Source organism: Winogradskyella marina (assembly GCF_015645385.1).
Lineage (GTDB): Bacteria > Bacteroidota > Bacteroidia > Flavobacteriales > Flavobacteriaceae > Winogradskyella > Winogradskyella marina.
The window spans coordinates 267,274-288,919 of record NZ_JADOET010000001.1; the positions used below are offsets into that span (position 1 = coordinate 267,274).

The window sequence follows — 21,646 nt, forward strand, 5'->3', positions numbered from 1 at the left end:
ATTATTTAGGTTTTGTTTCTAGTAAATAATGCGCCATAGCATTAAACATAAAGGCATTAGACCACCGCATATAGGATATTTTAGAACTCATGCCTTGCCTATATTGATAATAAAAGTAGCCTTTTTTATGTTGCATATTATCAATCGTCCAATGTAACACTTTAGAAAGTAAAGCTTTATTAGGTTGAAACGCTTTCATCTTAGATAAGGTGACAATGACTTGCGCTGGACAATGGATATCTATTGGAAATGTTTTATCGTGGTAATATTTTGGCATCCCATTGTCTCCAAAGAAATTTTCTAAATAGTATTTTAAACCTTTATCCAAATTGGATTGGAAACTTTTATCTCCAGTATTTTGCTGATAGGTTTTAATAGCATCTAAATTGAATCCTGTGTGAAAAGAATCGATCCAAGATTGTACAGGCAATAAGCCATAAATCCAGGAACCATCTTCACTTTGTAATTCGCAAGCCGCAATAACTGCTTTCTTAGCTAAATCTGCATGTTCTTGATTTTTTGTGTATTTGTACGAATAGCTTAAAATCTTAGCCCCTAATAAGGACGCGTTAATCACGGTATTATTACCATCGCGTACACTGTAAGAAAAAATAATTCCGTTACCGTGTTTTGTTCTCGATAAATCGTTAACCACAAAATCTGCAGCTGTTAACGTTTCTTTTAAAACGGTTTCATTTTTAGTAATTTCATAAGCTTCTAACAACGCTTCTACACAAAAACAAGTCGCTACAACGGTTGGTGTATATTTTTTAAACAAAAACAATCGTCTGGCTTGCCAATCGAAATTATACCCCCAAGCCGAACCTGAATAGCCTTTGGATCTCAGACTTAATAATAAGTCCGAAAGTTCATTTATACGCGTTAAAATTTGGTCTTTAGTTCCGAAATCTTCGTTACCAGTTTCAGCTAACTTATACAAGCGACAATACCCTAAAAGAAATAAAGCCAAACCTTTTGTATTATGCTCTTTAGGCACCAAAAGCAGCTTTCTAAAATTAATAGGACTTCGTTTAAATCCTTGTATCCAAGCTAATCGTGCTAAATCCCAATGCTTTAATGGTAAGGCCTGAAAAACCTTAGAGTTCATTCCATCATAAGGATCCCAACCTTTGAAATCTTCGGCTTCACAATAGCTTTTTAGCTTTTTAAAACTGGATGCTATATTAGATTTCAACTTGCTCACCTCCACGTTTTACAGATTCTAAAACTTTAAATGACGCTTTGGTCACCGCTACGATGTCTTCAAAAGAAATTGGAGCTTTGCCATCGGTTAATAATCCATTAACAAAGGCTTCAACCATTTCTTTCTGACCTTTATTTTGATTAAAAATCTTATCTTTTTTAGGTTTGCCTTTACCGTAAATCTTTAGTTCTTTAAAGTCATTTAAGGTTGCTGAAAGTCCGGCAGAAAACACCTCAACATACTCCTTTGTCATCGATTTAGAACCATTAGCATAATAGGCTACAACTCCTGAAGAGCCATTTTCAAATTGAATTAAAATATTTAAGGTATCATTTAATTTATTCGCATCTGGTAAGGCTGATGCTGATACTTTAGTTGGCAAACTTCCATTAAGATAGGTTAAATAATCAATAAAATGACATACTTCACCTAAAACACGGCCACCTCCAATTTCTAAATCTTGAATCCATGTGTCACCAGGAATGGCACCCGCATTAATTCTATATAACATAGTCATAGGGTTATTGCCAATCGCCTTTTTAAGTTTTTGTGTTAAAGGCGAAAAACGTCTATTAAAACCAATCATCACCGCTTTTTTAGATTCTGATTGGGCTTCTATGATGTCTTGTAATTCAGACTCTAATAAGCATATTGGTTTTTCAACAAACACATTTTTCTTTGCCTTTAGACTTTTTAAAACGTAAGGACCATGAGAATCGTGACGTGTCGCTACAAAAACCGTATTGGTTTTATCGTCTAACACATCTGCTTCTTCTGTTGCACAGAATTGAAACTTAAATTTTTCAGCCACACGTTTCGAGGTTGTTCCTGTATTAGTCAAAACGCCTACTCTAGCCACATCATTGGTTTCTGGAATATTTGGTAGTAAATTTCCTTGTGCGTAACTACCGGCACCAATAAATGAGATGTTTATTTTTCCTAATTGTTCTGTTTCACCAGTAGGAATTTTAGTTTTATTGGCTGTTTTTTCAGTATTGTATTTTAAGGCGATACCTGTAAATGGTTCTGCTTTAGACACTACTAAATCGAAGGCATCCTTCGCATTATCAAAGGCAAACTCGTGCGTTGTTAAATAATCGATATCTATTTTTTTGGTCACGATTAAATTTTGAAACGCTTCCATGTTTCGTTTTTCTGTCCAACGTACATAAGGCAAAGGATAGTCGATTCCTTTTTCTTCGTAATTTAAATCGTAACGCCCAGGACCATAAGAACAGGCCATTTTTAGTTCCAACTCCTTACGATACCAAAATGGATCTCGCTCAAAACCAGTTGGTACAGCACCTAAAACAATCACTTTTCCTTTTTTACGTGTAATAGCTCCTGCAAAATTGATTGGATCGAGACTCGGTGTAGCTGCTGCAATAATTACGGCATCTGCGCCATAACCATTGGTGGCGTTTTGAATTTGTTCTTCTACTCCAGCTGCATTTCTGGTTAACCCTAAATCGACCACATTATTATTTACTGCTTTTTTTACTGCTGCTTCAGAGACATCGATACCGATCACTGTAACACCAGAAGCTTTTAATATTAAAGCGGCTAATTGACCTAATAAACCTAAACCAATAACCACACAAGATTCTCCTAAACGCATATCTGCCTGACGCACGCCTTGCATTGATATAGCACCTAAGGTATTGTATGCGGCGTCTTTTAGGTTAGCTTCGTTTTCCAATTTTACACAAAGATTAATTGGTACTGAAACAATCTCTGCATGATTGGCATAACCTGCACCAGCACAAGCGACTTTATCTCCCACTTCAAATTCCGTTACACCTTCACCAACTTCAATGACTTCTCCTGCACAACTGTATCCTAAAGGAGAGTATGCATCTAGCTTTTTCATTACCGCTCTATAGGTCTGAATTGGCCCTTGTTTTTTTAGGGTATCAATGACCTGTTTTACTTGCTGTGGGCGCTCTTTTGCTTTACCAATTAAGCTTTTACGCGCTGCTACCACTGTAGAACCTTCTGTACCAGCGCTTATTATGGAATAGTGATTTTTAACGATAACCATGCCTTTACCTAATTGTGGATAAGGCACGTCTTGAATAATCATATCTCCAGAACCTAGTTTTTGTGTGAGTTGTTGCATTTACTTTTTCTTAATATTTAAATTAATATCTTTTATGATCATTTAAAATTGGAAAAGGACCTTCTAATGTTCTAATAACTTTTCCCGGATTTCCAACAACCAATGATTTTGGAGGAACATCTTTTGATACTATAGCTCCAGCTCCTATAACCGAGTTATCACCAATGTGTACATCTTTTAAAATAACTGCGTTTACACCTACAAAGACGTTATTTCCAATAACAACTCCACCATTTCCAAAATCATCTATATTTAACATTCTACTTGCTCCATCATGTGATAATATTTTTACACCAGAGGTTATTAAGCAATTATCCCCTATTATTACACTCCCACGATGAACATCTATTTTAGCGCCTAAACTAATCATAGTATTTTCACCAACCTTTACACCTTGTGATTTTAAAATGAATAATCGAAAAATTCTTATTCTTTCAGCAAAAAAGTATTTACTTAATTTAATTATTTTCATATGTATCAATTGTTTGCGTATATATATTAATTAACAACTCATAGTTTATTTGTGAGGTATACTTCAACAGATATGAACTTCTTGCATTTTGGCCCATTTCTTTTAATAATGTTGGATTTTTAATCAAATGATTTATTTTCTTTTTCAAATCGCCAAATTGATTTATATCAATAAAATATCCATTTTCTCCATCTTGAATAATATCTCTCATACCACCGTTCCATGAGGCTAGAACCGGTTTCCCCATTGATAAAGCTTCAATATTAACTAAACCAAATGATTCCTGACAGATTGAGGGCATAACAATAAAAGCACAGTCTTCTAATTCCTTGATAACTTGTTCACGCGGCACAACTCCCAAAAATGAAATGTTTTCATTTTTATTTAATTCTGTTAATTCCCTCCTTAATTCACCTGCCCCTATTACTTTTAAAGGATAATTAATTGACTGCCATTCATGGATTAGTTCTTTAATACCTTTTTCAACTGTAAGAGTACCGATATAAAGAGCTCCATGACCTATTTTTATATTTTGGGGCTTGGGATCTTCTATAAAGTTTTGTTTCACAATAATTTTACTGGAAGGAAGACCTCCTTTTATCAAAATTGATTTTCCATTTTCCGTTAACGCGATAAACCTATCAATATATTTCCACCAATTATGTTTTTTTTGGCTTAAAAAGTAAAATCTATATCTAAAAAGAGAGGCAAAAAAACTATTCCTATAACAGCGCCTAATAAGAATTCTCCATGGGTTTTTCCCCAAACAAATGTCACATGGTTTACCTTTATATATCATTTGTGAACATGGAACTACCAGTCTATAATTGTGTAATGTTACTACAACAGGAATTTTTTCTTTCCAAATTGCCAAAAATATTTTAGGAGAAAGTATAAAAAAGAAATTATGGACATGAACAATGTCGGGCTTAAATTGCTTAAGTTCTTTTTTTACTATCGAATACCCATAGTTTGACCATGGAGAAGAAATGAAAAACTTAATTTTTTCTAAAAAAGATGAATCAATTCCTTCTGAATTTGTTACAAATAGTTTTCTTACTTTGTGGCCGTTCGATTCTAAAAGATTTGATTCATCTTGAAAAACATTAGCTTCTCCCCCTGTTGCAAAACCTTCTGTATAATTATGTATAATTAATATTTTTAATCTTGCTTTATTTTTTTCCATTCTTTTCTTTAATCAATTTTTTAATTTTAAACTAGGTGCTTTTCTGATAATTTTAACAAAGCACTGTCTTTGCCAGCTAAAGTTATTGTCATCTTTCTCTCTTCAAAATTGACCTAAATCCCGTTAGCAATAAAAATGCCTTTTTTTTAAAATTAAGATAATTAGTTCACATTTATTAAAGGAGTTAAACTGATTTTATTTTAGCCGGTGACCAATACCTTGCTAAATCTTCGCTTAAATATTTTACTGCATATTGCTTTGAAATTTCTAGTGAATATTTTTGAGTATCTCTCAATTGAGTTGTTAAAAACATATACTCCGCAAAACGCTCTGCTATTCTTTCTTTTACAACATAACCATTTTTACCATCTTTAATCATGTCCTTGGCTCCGCTTACGTCTGTTGTAACGACTGCTTTACCACAAGAAATCATTTCGCACATTGCTAAAGACCAACCTTCTTTTAGTGAACCTACTAAACAGACATCTGCAGCATTCATATAAGATAAAACTGTAGTCTGTTTCAGAAACCCTGTTAACATAATGTTTTTTTCAATTCCAATATCTTTAGCCTTTTCTAATAATTTAAGCTTATCTTCTCCATCACCAACAAAAATAAGTAAAGCATTTGAGTCATGAATTTGCATATAAATATTAAATGCATCGATAAGCAAATTCCAACCTTTAATAAAACTAATCCTACCTGTGGCAACGAATATTTTATAGTTTAATGGCAAATTAAGTTTTTCTCTTTCGATTAATTTATCTTCTGGAATAAAAAAATCTGTATTTACTCTAGTTGGAAATTGATGAAAATTATCAGACTTTAGCACATTATTTGTTCTTTTATGAAATTCTACAATAGCCTCTTTGTCAGCCGAAGCAAGAATAGTTTCAGGATTTATTTTTTTCAAAGCCCTTACCAACAAAGTTTCGTAAAGTTTTCCAAATTTTTTAGCCCAAGCATATCTTGAATAAGAAATAGGATTGTTTACTCCTGCAAAACGATAACACACACTTTCCCAGTTAGTACCAGATACAGCAAACAAAACGTCTGGAGAATCTATAAATACATTTCGAATACCTGACCCCCTTATTACTTTCAGAAAATATTTAGCATTAAAATACGCTTTTATTCGCTTAGGTATAACTGGTTTTTTATCTTTTCTATACTCGTTAGCACCTCTACTCAAAAACCAAATTTCATTAGCACCATATTTTCTTTTAATCCATTTACCTACTTCAATTGAATTATCATTACAATAGCTAGTAATTACAATTTCGTTACCATATGAGTTTAACATATGTTTTGCAAACGTAGACTGACCACCAATCGGTGCTGCCCAAGGATCGTTTCCTGTAAATAATATAAATGATTTATTTGCTAACATTAATCTTTCTTAAGGTTGAATTTTTTAAATTATATTTTGCATCGGCATAAATATAGGCAAGTGCTATATAGCCTGGAATAGTATTTATATTGAAGAAGCCTCCTGAAAAGAGAGAAATACTTCCTAAAGCTACCAACAAGGCAATACCAGAATTAAAGTTTGGTGTACCAGGAGTGTATCTTTTTGAAATTTTAAAAACTCGATAATAAAACAATAAAAAACCAATTAATCCTAAAAAACCTAAACCAATTATAATATCCAAAAAGTCACTATGCATGCCTATGGGAATAAAACCATTCTCAATATTTACAATAAGTGAATATCCCATACCCTCACCCATAATATTAGGAATAAAATCTCTGTCTAAAACGTAATCAATCCCACCTCCTTGAAAGTTATAACGCCCTGATGCTGTTCCTTCTTGTGATGGATCCAATTCATCAACTCTGTTCAAAAAAGAGCTCCCAATATTTGTTGATATAAAAATGACACTGATAAGTATCCCAGCACCAACAATACTAAATAGACTTTTAAATTTTGCTTTTATATTGGTTTTTTTAGAAAAGAAATTGTATAAAAATATAATGATAATTATTAGAAAGAAAGATATCAAAGAAGATCTTCGAAGCGTCAATAGTATTGCGATAAAAATAAGGAAAAGAAAAAGTTTTTGGAACTTATTATTTTTAGAAAGTAAAATTAGTGGTGTTACAAATAATAATTGGCCAGCAATTGCGGAGACATTATCAGATAAACCGGCACTTGTGTTTTCTTCACCATATACATTCACGCCTAAAATAAGGCCTACAATTTGTCCCACAATTGTAAGAACAATTACAATTTTCGCCATCTTAATAATATCCTTAAGCTCTAATTTTTGTTTTTTAAGTAGGATAATAACAGTAATAAAAACATTCGAAATAAAGAAGAGCTTTATTCCGAAAATTGCTGCTATTAATGGGTAAGGACTCCAAATCGCAGAGAGTAAGCCAAAAAGGCAAAGAAACAAAAGTGAATTTATAATTTTCCAGTCACTACTTGCAAAATTCCTTATATTATAATTAAAAAAAAATAATAAAAAACCACCAATAAATAAATGCGAAAGTGAAAGCCCACCAATAATCGATGTATAGAACTGCTCTGGAAAAAATGACGTGGCAGCACTTATAAAGATGACTAAAAACAAAAGACCTTTTTTCATTGAGTTTGGAGTATCTTAAGATATTTTGCTGCAATTGTCTTTGGAGAAATCTCTCGTAGTAACTCCATAGGTATAGTTTCGTCTGAAGCCAATGCCGTTTTAATAACATTATAAATTTTATCCTTATCGTATGTAGCGGCAAACACTCCCGACCATTTTCTAGACATATCTGAAAGTGCACTTTGCTCTGGAGATATACAAACTACTTTATCTGAGAACAATAGTGCATCAGTTATTTTACTTGGTAAAAAAGGACTTCTTTTTTTCATAGGAGCTTCAATTACCATTGAGACATGACACATTTCCTGAAGTGAACCAGCTAATTCTTCTGGGACAGAACCTATTAACAATATTTTTTTACAATTATGCTTTTTAATAAGCTTTGTTAAATTAGAATGGTATTTACCGATATGAATAAAACCTTTAAATGTTGGGTCATTCTCAAATTTCTTTATTGCTAAAATCAAATCTTCACTAATTCTTTCTTTTTGAAGAAAACCAGAATGAACTAAATAGCCCGATAATTCATTTTTGGATTCATAGTGCTGCAAATCCCTACCACAATGATTGATAGTTTCTAATTTTGCTTTAATAGAAGATATGTTTTCTTTTAAAACCTCTAAAGTATATTTACTAGGAGTTACTATTACATCACTGTACTCAGCAACCTGGCTCATAAAGTCAATATCCTTTTTACTTCCCATTTTTTTCCTATACAATGGCTTAGGCACTATATGTGACGGCCATAAATCACTAAAGAAAGATATCCATTTAATTTTTGGGTTACGTGTTTTAATAATTAACCCAATATTATGACATTCTATGGGTGTGGAAACCGTTAACAACACATCTACTTGCTGACTCTTTACTATTCCGTCAATAACTTTAACTGATTCTTCTATAAAGTTTTGATCAAAATTTGATAATCCGCTAAAAAATCTTTGTTTAATTCGGCTCGTTTTTGGGTTAAAAGCAGAGTTTATATTTATTTTTTTAAAGTTATTAGATTCAAAGTCTTCGGAATTATCCCCTTGTGTGATTAGAATAATATTAGCATCGATATATGTATTTAACGCATCTACCACACGCCTCATTTGTATGGCTCGAGCGCTTTGTTGATTATATGATTTTGCTACAATTAAAATTGTCATTAATATTGGTATTTAATTTAATTACTGTTTCTGGATATTTCTTCTCAAATTCTACTTTATGAATACCTGAGTAATACTCGGCTTCGTCCTTACTTGGTTTTAGTTATTATTAAATTTACAGAAAAGACTTTTATTTCTTAGTAACACTATATATTTCAATCTAACTCTTTTTTCACAACTTTTATATAGGTATCATTAGTGTTCCAAATCAACCTCCTCAGAGTTCATAACGGATAAACTCTTGTTTAAATGCAATTTAACAACTTCGCACTTGTCTAACTCATGGGCTCGCATCGCAATGCTCTAACAATATTATTATTTATTTTTAAGTTTTGAAGTTAAAGGTCTGACTATACTTTTATAATCAAGCTCTATTCTTAAGGAATAAAAATAAAAAAGAATTATATATATTAAGAAACTCAATATTAGAGTAAGAAATGGATTTAATTCTAATAGTTTTGTAAATATATGATACTCTATACCTAACAACAAAATAGACGGGAGTAAAATTTTTGAAATAAGTTTTAAAGGGAATAATTGAATCATCGTAACATTAAAATATTTAGCTACTACTCTCAATAGTAAATAAATCTTAACAAGTTGACAAAATAAGGATACTGCGCTTATTGCAAAAGGTGAATTAAAAATCAGTACACTTAGATATTCCAATATAATCACTATTACAGCAATTAACATATGGACATTCGCGTAATATCTAACCTTTCCTGTATTAATTAACAATGGTGCAAATACTATAATATCGAAAAAATTAATCGTGTTAAATATTCTAAAATAAACGGATGAAATTTTATATTGTTGACCATACAAAAGAATCATAATAACATCTGCGAACACCCATGTATAAATTAATAAGGGATAAATTAGCATCGCAGATTTCTCAAAAACACTTTTCCATAAGGGTAGTACTTCTGTCTGAGGGTCTAGCTTTTCATGACTCATTTTGGAAAACACAGGAGAAAGCACTGTGGAGGTTGCTCCCATTATCATAGCGACGAAAGGCAGTTTTAATGCTCCATTTGAGAATTCAGCAAAGACTTCACTCCCAAAATACCGACTGATAAAAAACTGATCAGCAGAACTAATTAGAATACCCCAAACACTAGCCGTTAATAATGGCAATGAAAACTTAAATATTTCTTTATATGAAGTCTCTGTAGGATCATTTCCTTTGTCTTTTACCGGGTAATATTTTAAATAAAGTGCCAATAAAAAAGAAACAAAAGAAGCTATTGAAAAACCAATAATCGCTTCAATATACCCACCTCCGAAAAGCATAACAGGGATCGCCACGCAAAACAACATCATAACCCTAGTAGTTACTGTATAAAGCGCCATGAATTTGGTCTTTCTAAACGTGGCTAATACACCTTCTAAACCCATTGTAGGCAACATTAAAAAAGGTACAGGAGAAAAAACCTTTAACGCGTAGGCTAAATCTGGGTTTCTAAGAAACACAGCTATATAATCTGATCCAAAAAACAGAATGACAGAAAATATTCCCCCTAATAAAAAGAATAAATTTGTTATTTTTTTAATCAGACTTTTTGCTTGATTCTCATCGACACGAGGCAAAAAATAAGAGAATGCCTTAGGTAACCCTAGAGTAAACACCGTAAGCATAGTGGTATATACATAGATAACCTGCTTATAAGTTCCGTAATCTTCCTTAAGAAAATACCGACTGAGAATCATAGAACTAACAATTCCAAAACCAAAAGAAAATAAGCTACCTATAGCTATCCAAGAAGCTTGTTGGGTATTATTTGTTTTCTCCAATTATATTGTGTTTAAAACATTTTAATGAATGCATTTTTAATGAACCATTTATGAGATCAGCTAACGTTCAACCACTATAGTTTCCCATCACAATTCTCAGCACTCAAAACTCTTTTAACATCATAAACAATTGCCTTTTCCTTTTTGAGGTTGGCTAAATCTAATTCTAAAAACTCTTTATGCGCTACACCTAAAACCACCCCATCAAAACGATCATTTGGTAAAACGTCAGTCATTTGTATGTTGTATTCTCTTTTTACTTCTTTGGGATTTGCCCAAGGATCATAAATACTTACCTCTATACCATATTCTTCTAATGCACTAATAACATCTACAATTTTTGTATTCCGTACATCCGGACAGTTTTCCTTGAAAGTGATTCCAAGCATTAACAACTTAGCTTCACTAACATTGATCTTCTTTTTAATCATGCACTTTACTACTTCCGATGCCACGTAACTTCCCATAGAGTCATTCAATCGACGTCCTGCTAAAATGATCTCAGGATGATACCCATGCTCTTGTGCTTTTTGAGCGAGGTAATATGGATCAACGCCAATACAATGGCCACCTACCAAACCTGGTTTGAACGGCAAGAAGTTCCATTTGGTGCCTGCGGCTTCTAAAACCGCGTGTGTATCAATATCTAAAATATTAAAAATCTTAGCTAGCTCATTGACAAAAGCGATATTAATATCTCTTTGTGAGTTTTCAATCACCTTAGCAGCTTCTGCTACTTTAATGGTTGGCGCTAAATGCGTGCCTGCGGTAATTACTGATTTGTATAATTGATCTACTTTTTGACCAATTTCAGGGGTTGATCCTGCGGTTACTTTTAAAATTTTTTCAACAGTATGTTCCTTATCACCTGGATTGATACGTTCTGGTGAGTAGCCTGCAAAGAAGTCTGCATTGAATTTCAAGCCTGATATGCGTTCTAAAACTGGCACGCATTCATCTTCCGTTACTCCAGGGTACACGGTAGATTCATAAATGACAATATCCTCTTTCTTTAATACCTTGGCAACGGTTTCGCTAGATTTATAAAGCGGTGTTAAGTCTGGTCGGTTGTTTTTATCTACAGGTGTAGGAACAGTAACAATATAAATGTTGCAATCTTTGATATCTTCTAAATTAGAAGAGCAATATAACCCTTTCTGGCTTGAAGCTTTATCTACTAATACACCTTGTAAAACCGCATCAGACACTTCTAATGTGGCATCTGTTCCAGAATTTAAACCATCTATTCTTCCTTGATTAATATCGAAGCCAACAACTGGATATTTCGTAGCAAATAAGCGCGCTAAAGGCAGGCCAACATATCCAAGACCTATGACAGCAATTTTGGAATTTGAATCAATAGTATTCATAATTATATTTTATACTTTTTATTTAAAGCCCACACTTTATCCAGGATGCAAAGCATCAGCCTACATTAGATTATGATTTTATCATTACAAAGCACATTAAATTGATTAACTTAATAAAAAACAATCATTTACACTAAATATAAAAAACGCTAAAAAAGCGTTTTTAAAGTTTGCAAAGCTACAAATAATATTAAGAAGGCACACTTATTATGTGTTGAATTGTTTTTTTACCAAAAACCACCCATTCAACAATTCCTCTCTATTATACAACATGGGTACTTTTGTACTCCAATCCATAACCTCAAATCCAGCATGCTCACAAATGGCTTGTCCTGCAGCCGTATCCCACTCCATCGTAGGTGCAAATCTTGGATAGCAATCGGCCTGTCCTTCGGCGACCATACACAATTTTAATGAACTGCCTTTGGAAATTAGATTTACGTCTCCGTGCTTTTGGCGCATATCGCTAACATAAGTTTCTGTTTCTGGCGACATGTGCGAACGACTCGCTACAATGGTGAAGCTTTTATCTTTTCGCTCCAAAGGTAATTTACGTCCTTGTTCTAGTAGTGTCTCTACGTTATAATCTTTAAGGTTTACTTTGACTTTAAAAGCTCCCATTTCTGAAGTTGAAAAATATAAATCATTTAAAACAGGAACATAAATAATACCCAGTACGGTTTTCTGATTTTCTATAAGTGCAATATTCACCGTAAATTCACCATTACGCTTAATAAATTCTTTGGTTCCATCTATAGGATCTACAATCCAAAGTTGACTCCAGCCCTTTCGTTCTTCGTAAGGTATTGACTTCCCTTCTTCAGATAACACAGGAATGTCTGTAGCGCTAAGATGCGACATAATCACATTGTGTGAAGCGATATCTGCTTTGGTTAATGGAGAATCATCTCCTTTAAGCTCTACTTGAAAATCATCAGAATGGTAGATGTCTAGAATTGCTTTTCCGGCTTCTAGGGCTGCTTCGATTGCAATTTTTAGATTATTGTTCATATATTAAAACGTAAGTATAAGATTCTCTTGATTGAAAAACACCCCTAAAGTCCCCTCAAGGGGACAATACTCCACTACAAAATGTAATTGTTAAATAATCATCCCAGCACCAATGGTTTCATTGGTTTGTTCATCTATAATAATAATACTTCCGGTTTGACGATTTCTTTTATAGGCATCATAAAATATCGGTTTCGCTGTTCTAATAGACATCCTTGCTATATCATTCATCTCAACCTTATCAATACCTTCTATTCTATGTAATGTATTAATATCTATTTTATATTTTAATTCCTTAACCATACCAATAGATTCATTAGTGGTGTGTTTAATCACCACTTTGGTACGCGCCTGAATTGGTTTTGTGCTCATCCATGTCACCAACACCTCTAAATCTTGACTGATTTCAGGTACATTGTTTTCGCGCACAATCATATCTCCACGACTGTTATCTATTTCGTCTTCTAAGGTCATGGTTACAGACATCGGTGCAAAAGCTTCTTCTATTTGCTCACCATTTAATTCAATGGTTTTTATAGTTGATACAAATCCTGAAGGTAAAGACTTTACTTTGTCACCTGGCTTAAACACACCACCATCAATTCTTCCTGCAAACCCTCTATAATCTTGATTTTCTAGGGTATGTGGACGAATTACAGATTGAATAGGAAAACGACAATCTACCAAATTATGATCGCTAGAGATATGTACCGTTTCTAGGTGATACATTAAAGTACTGCCTTGATACCAAGCCATATTTTCAGATCGGTTAACCACATTATCTCCGTTTAATGCTGAAATAGGAATAAATTGAATATCCTTAATCCCCAACTTAGATGAAAATGCTTTAAAATCTGAAACAATAGTGTTATAAACCTCTTCACTGTAATCGACTAAATCCATTTTATTTACACAAACAATGGCATGTGGAATACGTAACAACGACGCAATAAAAGCATGACGATGCGTTTGCTCTAGCATCCCTTTTCTGGCATCTATAAGTATAATGGCTAAGTTAGCAGTAGATGCGCCTGTTACCATATTACGTGTGTATTGGATATGGCCAGGGGTATCTGCAATGATAAACTTACGTTTTGGAGTGGCAAAATAACGATACGCCACATCAATGGTAATCCCTTGCTCGCGTTCTGATTTTAAGCCATCTGTAAGTAAAGACAAATCTACATAATCAAATCCTTTTGATTTGCTTGACTCTTCTACAGCATCTAATTGATCTTGAAAAATTGATTTACTATCGTACAATAAACGCCCAATGAGTGTGCTTTTTCCGTCATCTACACTTCCTGCTGTTGTAAAACGTAATAATTCTATATTTTGATAATCCATGTTTTTGTTCTCTTTATTATTTTCTGCTGGCTGTGAATATTTATAGTCCGTTTTTTCTTTTTTAAAACACCCCTAAGAGCTAGGCTCGGTACTTTCAAAACAAAAACACATTTTGTTTCTCAGTAATCCTCAAGAGGACAATACCCACAACTAAAACCTATTTTCTATTAAAAGTACCCTTGTTTTTTTCGATCTTCCATGGCTGTCTCTGCACGTTTATCATCTGCACGCCCACCACGCTCTGTCGTTCTAGTTGTTGCAATTTCCTCAATAATCTTATCTAAATTATCTGCTTCAGATTCTACGGCTCCAGTAATTGGCATATCACCACAAGTACGGTATCGAATGGTCATATTCACCACTTCTTCGCCTTCTTTTAGTTTGATGAATTCTGAATTCGCCAAAATCACCCCATCTCTCACCACACAATCTCTCTTATGAGAAAAGTACAGCGATGGTAAATCAATATTTTCTAATTTAATATATTCCCATACATCCATTTCCGTCCAGTTAGAAATAGGAAAAACTCTAAAGTGCTCGCCATAATTTTTACGACCATTAAATAAATTCCAAAGTTCTGGTCTTTGATTTTTAGGATCCCATTGTCCAAATTCATCTCGGTGTGAGAAGAAACGCTCTTTAGCTCTTGCTTTTTCTTCGTCGCGTCTTGCCCCACCCATAGCAGCATCAACCTTATGGTCTTCTAAAGTATCTAATAACGATACAATTTGAAGTGAATTACGCGACGCATCAGCACCGGTTTCTTCTTTAGCACGTCCTTTATCAATCGCTTCTTGTACGGAACCTACGATAAGCTTTACACCTAGTTTTTCAACCAAGTCATCTCTAAAAGCTATGGTTTCCGGGAAATTGTGCCCTGTATCAATATGGATTAGTGGAAATGGTATTTTTGCAGGAAAGAATGCTTTTTTTGCTAAATGTGTCAACAATATAGAGTCCTTACCTCCTGAAAATAGCAACACAGGGTTTTCAAATTGCGCTGCTATTTCTCGGATGACAAAAATCGCTTCTGATTCTAATTCTTTTAAATGATTAATTACGTAATTACTCATGTTTTTTATTTTAATTTTTGAATAATAAAGTCTAAAATAGTTTGAACAGACACTTCAATTGACTGGTCATCTGTTTTAATTTCTACATCCGGATTAATTGGCGCTTCATATGGTGCTGAAATGCCTGTCATATTTTTAATTTCTCCGGCTCTTGCTTTTTTATACAAGCCTTTTACATCTCTTCGTTCGCATTCCTCTAGTGATGTATTGACATAGATTTCGATAAAATTATCAGCACCAACAATTGTTTTTATATCCTCTCTATCCTTAATATAAGGGGATACAAAAGCTGCTAAAGTAACAACGCCAGCGTCCACCATTAAATTAGCGATCTCGGCAATACGTCTTATATTTTCGGTACGGTCGTTTGGAGCAAAACTAAGATCTTTATTGATGCCTTTTCTAATATTATCTCCATCTAAGCTAAATGTTGAAATGCCCTCTTTATAAAGCGCCGTTTCCACCAAATTAGCTAATGTAGATTTGCCAGATCCCGACAAGCCCGTAAACCACAACAACAAGGATTTGTGACCACGGAGTTCTTCACGATTAGCTTTTGTGATTTTATAGTCGTGCCTAACAGTATTTAGACTCATGATTTTCTAGAATTATTTAATTTTTCTAATTGCTTTCTTTTTCGTCTTCTATCTAAGCCATAATCAATGCGGTACCAAAGTTTTTCGTGACCAAAGTACAACAACATTTTTGTTACGACTTCAGCACCTCCAATTTTCAGACCTACAAACGGGCTTCCTGTTATTATCCAGCCCAAAATAATAGTATCTAAAGTACCAACACCACGCCATGAAAACGTTTTTAAAATATGACGCTTGTTGGATGATTTTATTGTGGACCGAAACCAAACTCTTTCGTGAACATAATACAAAACCATTTTGGTCACCAACTCAAACGCTCCCATTTTAAGACCAACCGACATATCACTAGAGATTAACCATGATAACAAAAAGGTATCTAAGGTACCTAAAATACGCCAAGTAATGGTTTTGGCTACATGTCGTTTACTAAATTTCATTAGTCTGGATTGCAATTAATTTATAGACAGTCCTTGAAACCGATTACTCTACTGACTTTATAGAGTATATGATTTTAATTTGCAAATCTAAAATAAAATCTAAGACTATGTCAATGGAAATGAGAATAAAAAAAATTAAATTATAATCGCACCAAAATTATGTCAGATTCAACCTACTCAACATTTTATCCTCGTTTTAGTCCATAAACTTCTCTATTTCGATTTATATTTTTTAAAATCAGTACTACCATCAAAATTTAAGTTGCTTTTAAAAAGGCGTAACCTTAAAACAAACCTCTTAGCAACCACCCTTATCAACACGTAAACAACTTACATTTAAGCGCCTAAACAATCATCTTCAGAATAGCCACTTCAACTTTATAATAAAAAAATGACTTACCCGAAGCAAAACCAAATACGTTGTTCATTTACTAATATTTAAAGCAAATACACCCAACCCTTAATGTAAGGTTAATCGTTTCGTAATACTTAAACTTGCAGCGTTAAAAAAATCTTTCCTTATATTTGCAACCCCCACATCTACAGTACTTATGGCTTGTTTTGGTATTTTAACTTTTAATTGCGTTTTATATAGTTGTATAGTTATAATTTGTAAGTTTTTTCTTAAAAATTTCGCTTTACAACTTGCATTTCACCCTAAAAATCAGAAACAAATTAACACATGAAACACATTTACTTATTATTTATTACCCTTTTTATTGGAAGTTTGGGATACTCACAAATTATTAGCCAGTATGTCGAAACCAATTCTGGCACCACTCCAAAAGGAATTGAAATTTGGAATAATACTGGAGCTACTCTAGACTTCTCATCAAATAGTCTAGTGATTGAAAAAGGTACCAACGGAGGTTCTCCAAGTACAGATTTCACTTTATCTACAGGTACATTAGCTTCTGGAGATGTTATCGTAATTGGTACATCTGATATGGAAACGGTTACTTTAGCCAACGGAGGTGTCTTTCATGAAAAAAGCTTTACATTTAATGGAGATGATGCTCTAGTAGTAAAATACGGTGGATCTATAACTGATATGTTTGGTGTAGCTGGTTCTGATCCTGGGTCGAGTTGGACTGGAGGAGGAGTAGATACTAAGAACAGTAATATCGAATTAAATTCAGGTATTACAACCGGTGATACTGATGGTTGGACAGACCCAAGCACAAGGTTTAGTACATTAAATTCTAATCCTTCAGGAACTAATGGAGGTGAGGGTTTTGGAATTTCGCCAACATTACCTCCTAGCTGCACAGCACCAACAACAGCTGCAACAGCTTTTACTGAATCTAGTGTTACAACAAACTCAGCAACTTTATCATGGACAGGAGGTGATGGAGACAATGTTATAGTTCTTATGAAAGAAGGTGCCGCTGTTGATTTTACCCCGATAAGTGGAACTGATTATAATGATGAAGCAGCGTTTGGATCTAGCACAGAATTAGAAACAGGAAACTATGTGGTTTATAATGGTTCTGGAACTTCAGTAGACGTTACAGGATTAACTCAAAACGAAACGTATCATGTTGCTGTTTACGAATATAATGATACAGAAACTTGTTATATGGGCACAGCTTTAACTGGTGATTTCGATACACTTGCTAGTACTAAAATACAATTTAGCGCAACATCTGCTACTGTTGATGAAAGTGCAGGCTCTTATGATTTAGTTATAGAGATTGCTAATGAAGATGTTGCAGCAACCACATTTGATGTAGTTTTAACTTCTGGAGATGCTGCTGATATTGATTCTTATACCACACAATCTGAAACATTCCCAGGAAGTTCCACTACAGATATAACGGTTACTATTACAATAACTGATGATGCTATTATTGAAACTGATGAAGTGCTTACATTTGAAATTCAAAATGTCGCTGGAGGCAATAATGCTGCTGTTGGTACAAACAACACTTTCGATTTAACGATAACTAATAATGATTTCCCTACAACTGTAGAATTCGTATCAAGTTCAGATACTGCCTCTGAAGGTGATGGTACTTATGATTTAGAATTGACCATAGCTAATGAAGATGCTGCAGCCACTAGTTTTGATGTTGTTTTAACTGGTGGTACTGGTGATGCATCAGATATAAATAGTTACACCACGCAAACCGTTATATTTCCAGGAGGGACAAGTGCTAATCAAACCATTACACTTACTATAACGGATGACAGTGATTTAGAAGTTGATGAAACCCTAACCTTCGAAATACAAAATGTAACAGGAGGTAATAATGCTATTGTGGGTATAAATACTACATTTAGTCTTACCATTACAAATAATGATGTAGCACCTCCAATTACATTACCTTATAGTGAAGATTTTTCTGACTGTGGTACTGCAGAGTGGACTGCTTTTGACGAAGCAGGAAATGATGAATGGATTTGTTCTGGAGGTGAATATGCAATAAACGGTTATTCGGGTACAGATGATACAGATTGGTTAATCTCAGATTTCTCTATAGATTTTGATGCGTATGCAACAGTAAATATTGATGTCACCACTCAAGAACAGTACGGAGACACAACTAATACACCAGGTGAGTTTGAATTATTATATTCTACAGATTACACAGGTGGCGATCCAACCACAGCGACTTGGACAGCGCTTTCATTTGACCCAAATAACACATCTAGTTATGGCTCTCTATCTCCAGTTTCTGTCACTTCTGTAGATGCATCAAGTATTACAGGTACGGCTTATTTAGCTTTTAAATATGACATGAATTTTGGTGGAGGTGCCGAAGACTGGCACATACAAAATATTGATATTTATGAAGTATCATCATCGACTACTGTTGAGTTTGTTAGTGCTAGTGCTACTGTAGGAGAAGCTATTGGGACTTACGATTTAGAATTTGCTATCACCAATGAAGATGCTGTAAATGACACGACATTTGATGTTGTGCTAACAGGTGGTACAGGAAGTGCTGCAGATATAGATAGTTACACTACGCAAACCGTTACCTTTGTTGGTGGCACAACGGCTAACCAAACGGTTACCATAACTGTAACAGATGATGCATTAGATGAAGGTGATGAAACCTTAATCTTTGAAATTCAAAATGTAGCTGGAGGAGATGCTGCTGCGGTAGGCTTAGTTGATTCATTTGAATTAACTATTTTGGCTAGTGATTCAGTTACACCACTTGAAGGTGATATTGTCATCTCTGAAATCATGTACAACAGTTCGGGAACTGATGATGAGTGGATTGAAATCTATAATGCCTCAGGTAGTGATATTACACTAGATTCTGATTGGGAATTTAATTATGACTTTAACAGCTACGATTTTAATGGCACTGTTATTACAGCTGGAAGTTACTTAACTATTGCCTTTGGTAGTAATGGTGATGGCACCTTTAATAATGATAACCCTTTTACGCCAGATGTAACGACATTTGCCACACCTGCTACTATTGCAAATATTGACAACACAAATAACGTTGGGAATAGTAGCGAAACAATATCAATAGTCTATGATCCAAACGGTGCCGATATCACTATAGATACTGTCACTTATGATGATGGTTCACCATGGCCAACCACACCAGATGGCAATGGTCCTTCTTTAGAATTACCAGATTTAACTAGTGACAATTCTTTAGGAGCAAACTGGGAAGCTTCAGAAGTAGCTGGTGGCACACCAGGCTTTGGTCGCCCTATAACCTACACCTACAACGGCACATGGTCTCCAAGCGATCCTAACGGTACCGCAACTGCTAATGATGACATTATAATAGCCTCAGGAGATGCTATCATTTCAACAAATACAACTGCAAATTCCGTAACGGTTAACCCAGGAGCCGCAATCACAGTAGATGAGCTTGCGACACTTACTGTTAGCAATGGTTTAGTCTTAGAATCGACATCTTCTAGTTTCTCTAGTTTAATTTTAGATGGTACAATTACGGGGACAACTACTTATGAGCGTTTTGCTAATGGCTACAACAATGGCGCTGGCGGAGGCAATGACCTTATAGCGCCTCCACTTTCAGGGCAATCTTGGTCAGACTTTTTAACTACAGCTACTAATAGTACGGATTTATTGGATAATGGAGCAACCTCACCAACAACCTATGCTTTTGCACCTTTTGATAAAACAGCAAGTGCGTACGTTAACTATACCGATGCAACATCTGCTACCTTAAATACAGGAACAGGCTATAGAGTTGCAACTGATTCTGGAGCTAACTTAACCTTTACTGGTACTGCAGCTGACGCCAACGTAACTATAACTATTGAGAATTCAGGTTCGAGTTATGCATCATGGAATCTTATTGGGAATCCTTATCCATCCTATTTAGATATGGAAGCCTTTTTAGCGTATGCAAATGTTCCAGAGCAACGAAATATTGATGTTATTGGTGATGCTACAGGTATTTACGGCTACGATGGCACTACTAGTGGTTGGACAACCTATACGCTTTCGAATGCCACTGGAGAATTAATTGCACCTGGTCAAGGCTTCTTTGTAGCCTCTGATGCAGCTAGCGCGGACTTGTATTTTACAACAGAAATGAGAACTACGGGTAGCTCAGATGATTTTATTGCGGGTCGTAATGCTACTAATGAATTGACCTATTTAAAACTTAAAGCAAGTACGACTAATCAAAGTTATAACACTGATTTTTATTTCAACACGAATTCTAGCTCAGGTTTAGATTTAGGCTACGATGCTAAAATATGGGGAGGAACAGCTCCTTCATTCGCTCTATACTCACATTTAGTTGAAGATAACACAGGATTGCCAATAGCCTTACAATCTTTAAACACTACAGATTTAAGTGAGGTATCAATTCCTTTAGGAGTTCATGCCAACCAAGGAGAGCAATTAACATTTAGTATTGCAGAATCTACATTAGAAAATAATGTTAATGTGTATTTGGACGACACCGTAGCTAACACGTCAACCTTGTTAAATGGTGAAGATTACGTTTTAACACCTAATTCAGAATTATCTGGTACAGGAAGATTTTATCTTAGAACTACAGAGACGACATTATCTACAATAGATAACCATTTTGACCACTTAAATATATACATCAATAAAGCTGATAAAACTATTGTTATTGCTGGCCAGCTATTAACACCTACAACTATGAAACTCTATGATATGCAAGGCCGAACCGTAAGTCATATCATTTTAGATAACACAAGGGGTAGCATGCATAGTATTGATGTGAGTAACTTAAATGCCGGAGTGTATGTGGTTCAATTAGATAATGGAACACAACTTAAAACTCAAAAAATAATTATCAATTAAACACAATG

The 21,646-nt window shown here is 34.3% G+C and carries 15 protein-coding genes; 1 reads left to right on the forward strand and 14 read right to left on the reverse strand.

The genetic code is table 11. From position 1 onward, the window contains the following. Position 1: 1 nt before the first annotated feature. The 14 genes from ITJ86_RS01260 to ITJ86_RS01325 all read right to left on the reverse strand — a co-directional run bounded on the left by ITJ86_RS01260 (position 2) and on the right by ITJ86_RS01325 (position 16,354). On the reverse strand, positions 2–1,204 hold the full coding sequence (locus ITJ86_RS01260) for a delta-aminolevulinic acid dehydratase (protein WP_195869787.1): 1,203 nt from the start codon (positions 1,202–1,204) through the stop codon (positions 2–4). Continuing rightward, positions 1,185–3,323, reverse strand: a complete 2,139-nt coding sequence (locus ITJ86_RS01265; protein ID WP_195869788.1) for a Gfo/Idh/MocA family oxidoreductase — start codon at positions 3,321–3,323, stop codon at positions 1,185–1,187. The genes ITJ86_RS01260 and ITJ86_RS01265 overlap by 20 nt, the downstream gene beginning before the upstream one ends. A gap of 22 nt (positions 3,324–3,345) precedes the next feature. Beyond that, the gene (locus ITJ86_RS17505) at positions 3,346–3,795 is read right to left on the reverse strand and encodes an acyltransferase (protein ID WP_317190606.1); all 450 of its coding nucleotides are present in this window, start codon (positions 3,793–3,795) and stop codon (positions 3,346–3,348) included. Continuing rightward, positions 3,782–4,981, reverse strand: coding sequence for a glycosyltransferase family 4 protein (locus ITJ86_RS01275; RefSeq protein WP_195869789.1), 1,200 nt, complete (start codon positions 4,979–4,981; stop codon positions 3,782–3,784). Before ITJ86_RS01275 ends, ITJ86_RS17505 begins: the two co-directional genes overlap by 14 nt. Before the next feature lie 184 nt (positions 4,982–5,165). Beyond that, positions 5,166–6,371 carry a glycosyltransferase family 4 protein gene (locus ITJ86_RS01280; protein ID WP_195869790.1) on the reverse strand — a complete coding sequence of 402 codons (1,206 nt, stop codon included), beginning with the start codon at positions 6,369–6,371 and terminating at the stop codon, positions 5,166–5,168. Then, positions 6,358–7,572, reverse strand: a complete 1,215-nt coding sequence (locus ITJ86_RS01285; protein WP_195869791.1) for an O-antigen ligase family protein — start codon at positions 7,570–7,572, stop codon at positions 6,358–6,360. Before ITJ86_RS01285 ends, ITJ86_RS01280 begins: the two co-directional genes overlap by 14 nt. After that, complete coding sequence (locus ITJ86_RS01290) at positions 7,569–8,723, reverse strand: glycosyltransferase family protein (protein ID WP_195869792.1); 1,155 nt, start codon at positions 8,721–8,723, stop codon at positions 7,569–7,571. The genes ITJ86_RS01285 and ITJ86_RS01290 overlap by 4 nt, the downstream gene beginning before the upstream one ends. Positions 8,724–9,038: 315 nt before the next feature. After that, the gene (locus tag ITJ86_RS01295; RefSeq protein ID WP_195869793.1) at positions 9,039–10,520 is read right to left on the reverse strand and encodes an oligosaccharide flippase family protein; all 1,482 of its coding nucleotides are present in this window, start codon (positions 10,518–10,520) and stop codon (positions 9,039–9,041) included. Between the two features lie 74 nt (positions 10,521–10,594). Continuing rightward, a complete protein-coding gene (locus ITJ86_RS01300) occupies positions 10,595–11,890 on the reverse strand; it encodes a nucleotide sugar dehydrogenase (protein ID WP_195869794.1) in 1,296 nt (431 codons plus the stop codon). Between the two features lie 207 nt (positions 11,891–12,097). Continuing rightward, positions 12,098–12,901 carry a 3'(2'),5'-bisphosphate nucleotidase CysQ gene (gene cysQ / locus ITJ86_RS01305; RefSeq protein ID WP_195869795.1) on the reverse strand — a complete coding sequence of 268 codons (804 nt, stop codon included), beginning with the start codon at positions 12,899–12,901 and terminating at the stop codon, positions 12,098–12,100. 90 nt (positions 12,902–12,991) lie between these two features. After that, positions 12,992–14,248 carry a sulfate adenylyltransferase subunit 1 gene (locus ITJ86_RS01310; RefSeq protein ID WP_195869796.1) on the reverse strand — a complete coding sequence of 419 codons (1,257 nt, stop codon included), beginning with the start codon at positions 14,246–14,248 and terminating at the stop codon, positions 12,992–12,994. A 167-nt stretch (positions 14,249–14,415) separates the two neighbouring features. Continuing rightward, a complete protein-coding gene (cysD, locus tag ITJ86_RS01315) occupies positions 14,416–15,321 on the reverse strand; it encodes a sulfate adenylyltransferase subunit CysD (RefSeq protein WP_195869797.1) in 906 nt (301 codons plus the stop codon). A gap of 5 nt (positions 15,322–15,326) precedes the next feature. Continuing rightward, positions 15,327–15,917: an adenylyl-sulfate kinase gene (gene cysC, locus ITJ86_RS01320; protein WP_195869798.1), complete on the reverse strand. Its 591-nt coding sequence runs from the start codon at positions 15,915–15,917 to the stop codon at positions 15,327–15,329. Then, positions 15,914–16,354 (reverse strand): DUF2061 domain-containing protein, encoded by a 441-nt coding sequence (locus ITJ86_RS01325; protein WP_195869799.1) that lies wholly within the window; start codon positions 16,352–16,354, stop codon positions 15,914–15,916. The genes cysC and ITJ86_RS01325 overlap by 4 nt, the downstream gene beginning before the upstream one ends. Positions 16,355–17,036: 682 nt before the next feature. Between ITJ86_RS01325 and ITJ86_RS01330 the strand changes: the two genes are divergently transcribed. After that, positions 17,037–21,638, forward strand: a complete 4,602-nt coding sequence (locus ITJ86_RS01330) for a lamin tail domain-containing protein (protein WP_195869800.1) — start codon at positions 17,037–17,039, stop codon at positions 21,636–21,638. Positions 21,639–21,646: the final 8 nt, after the last annotated feature.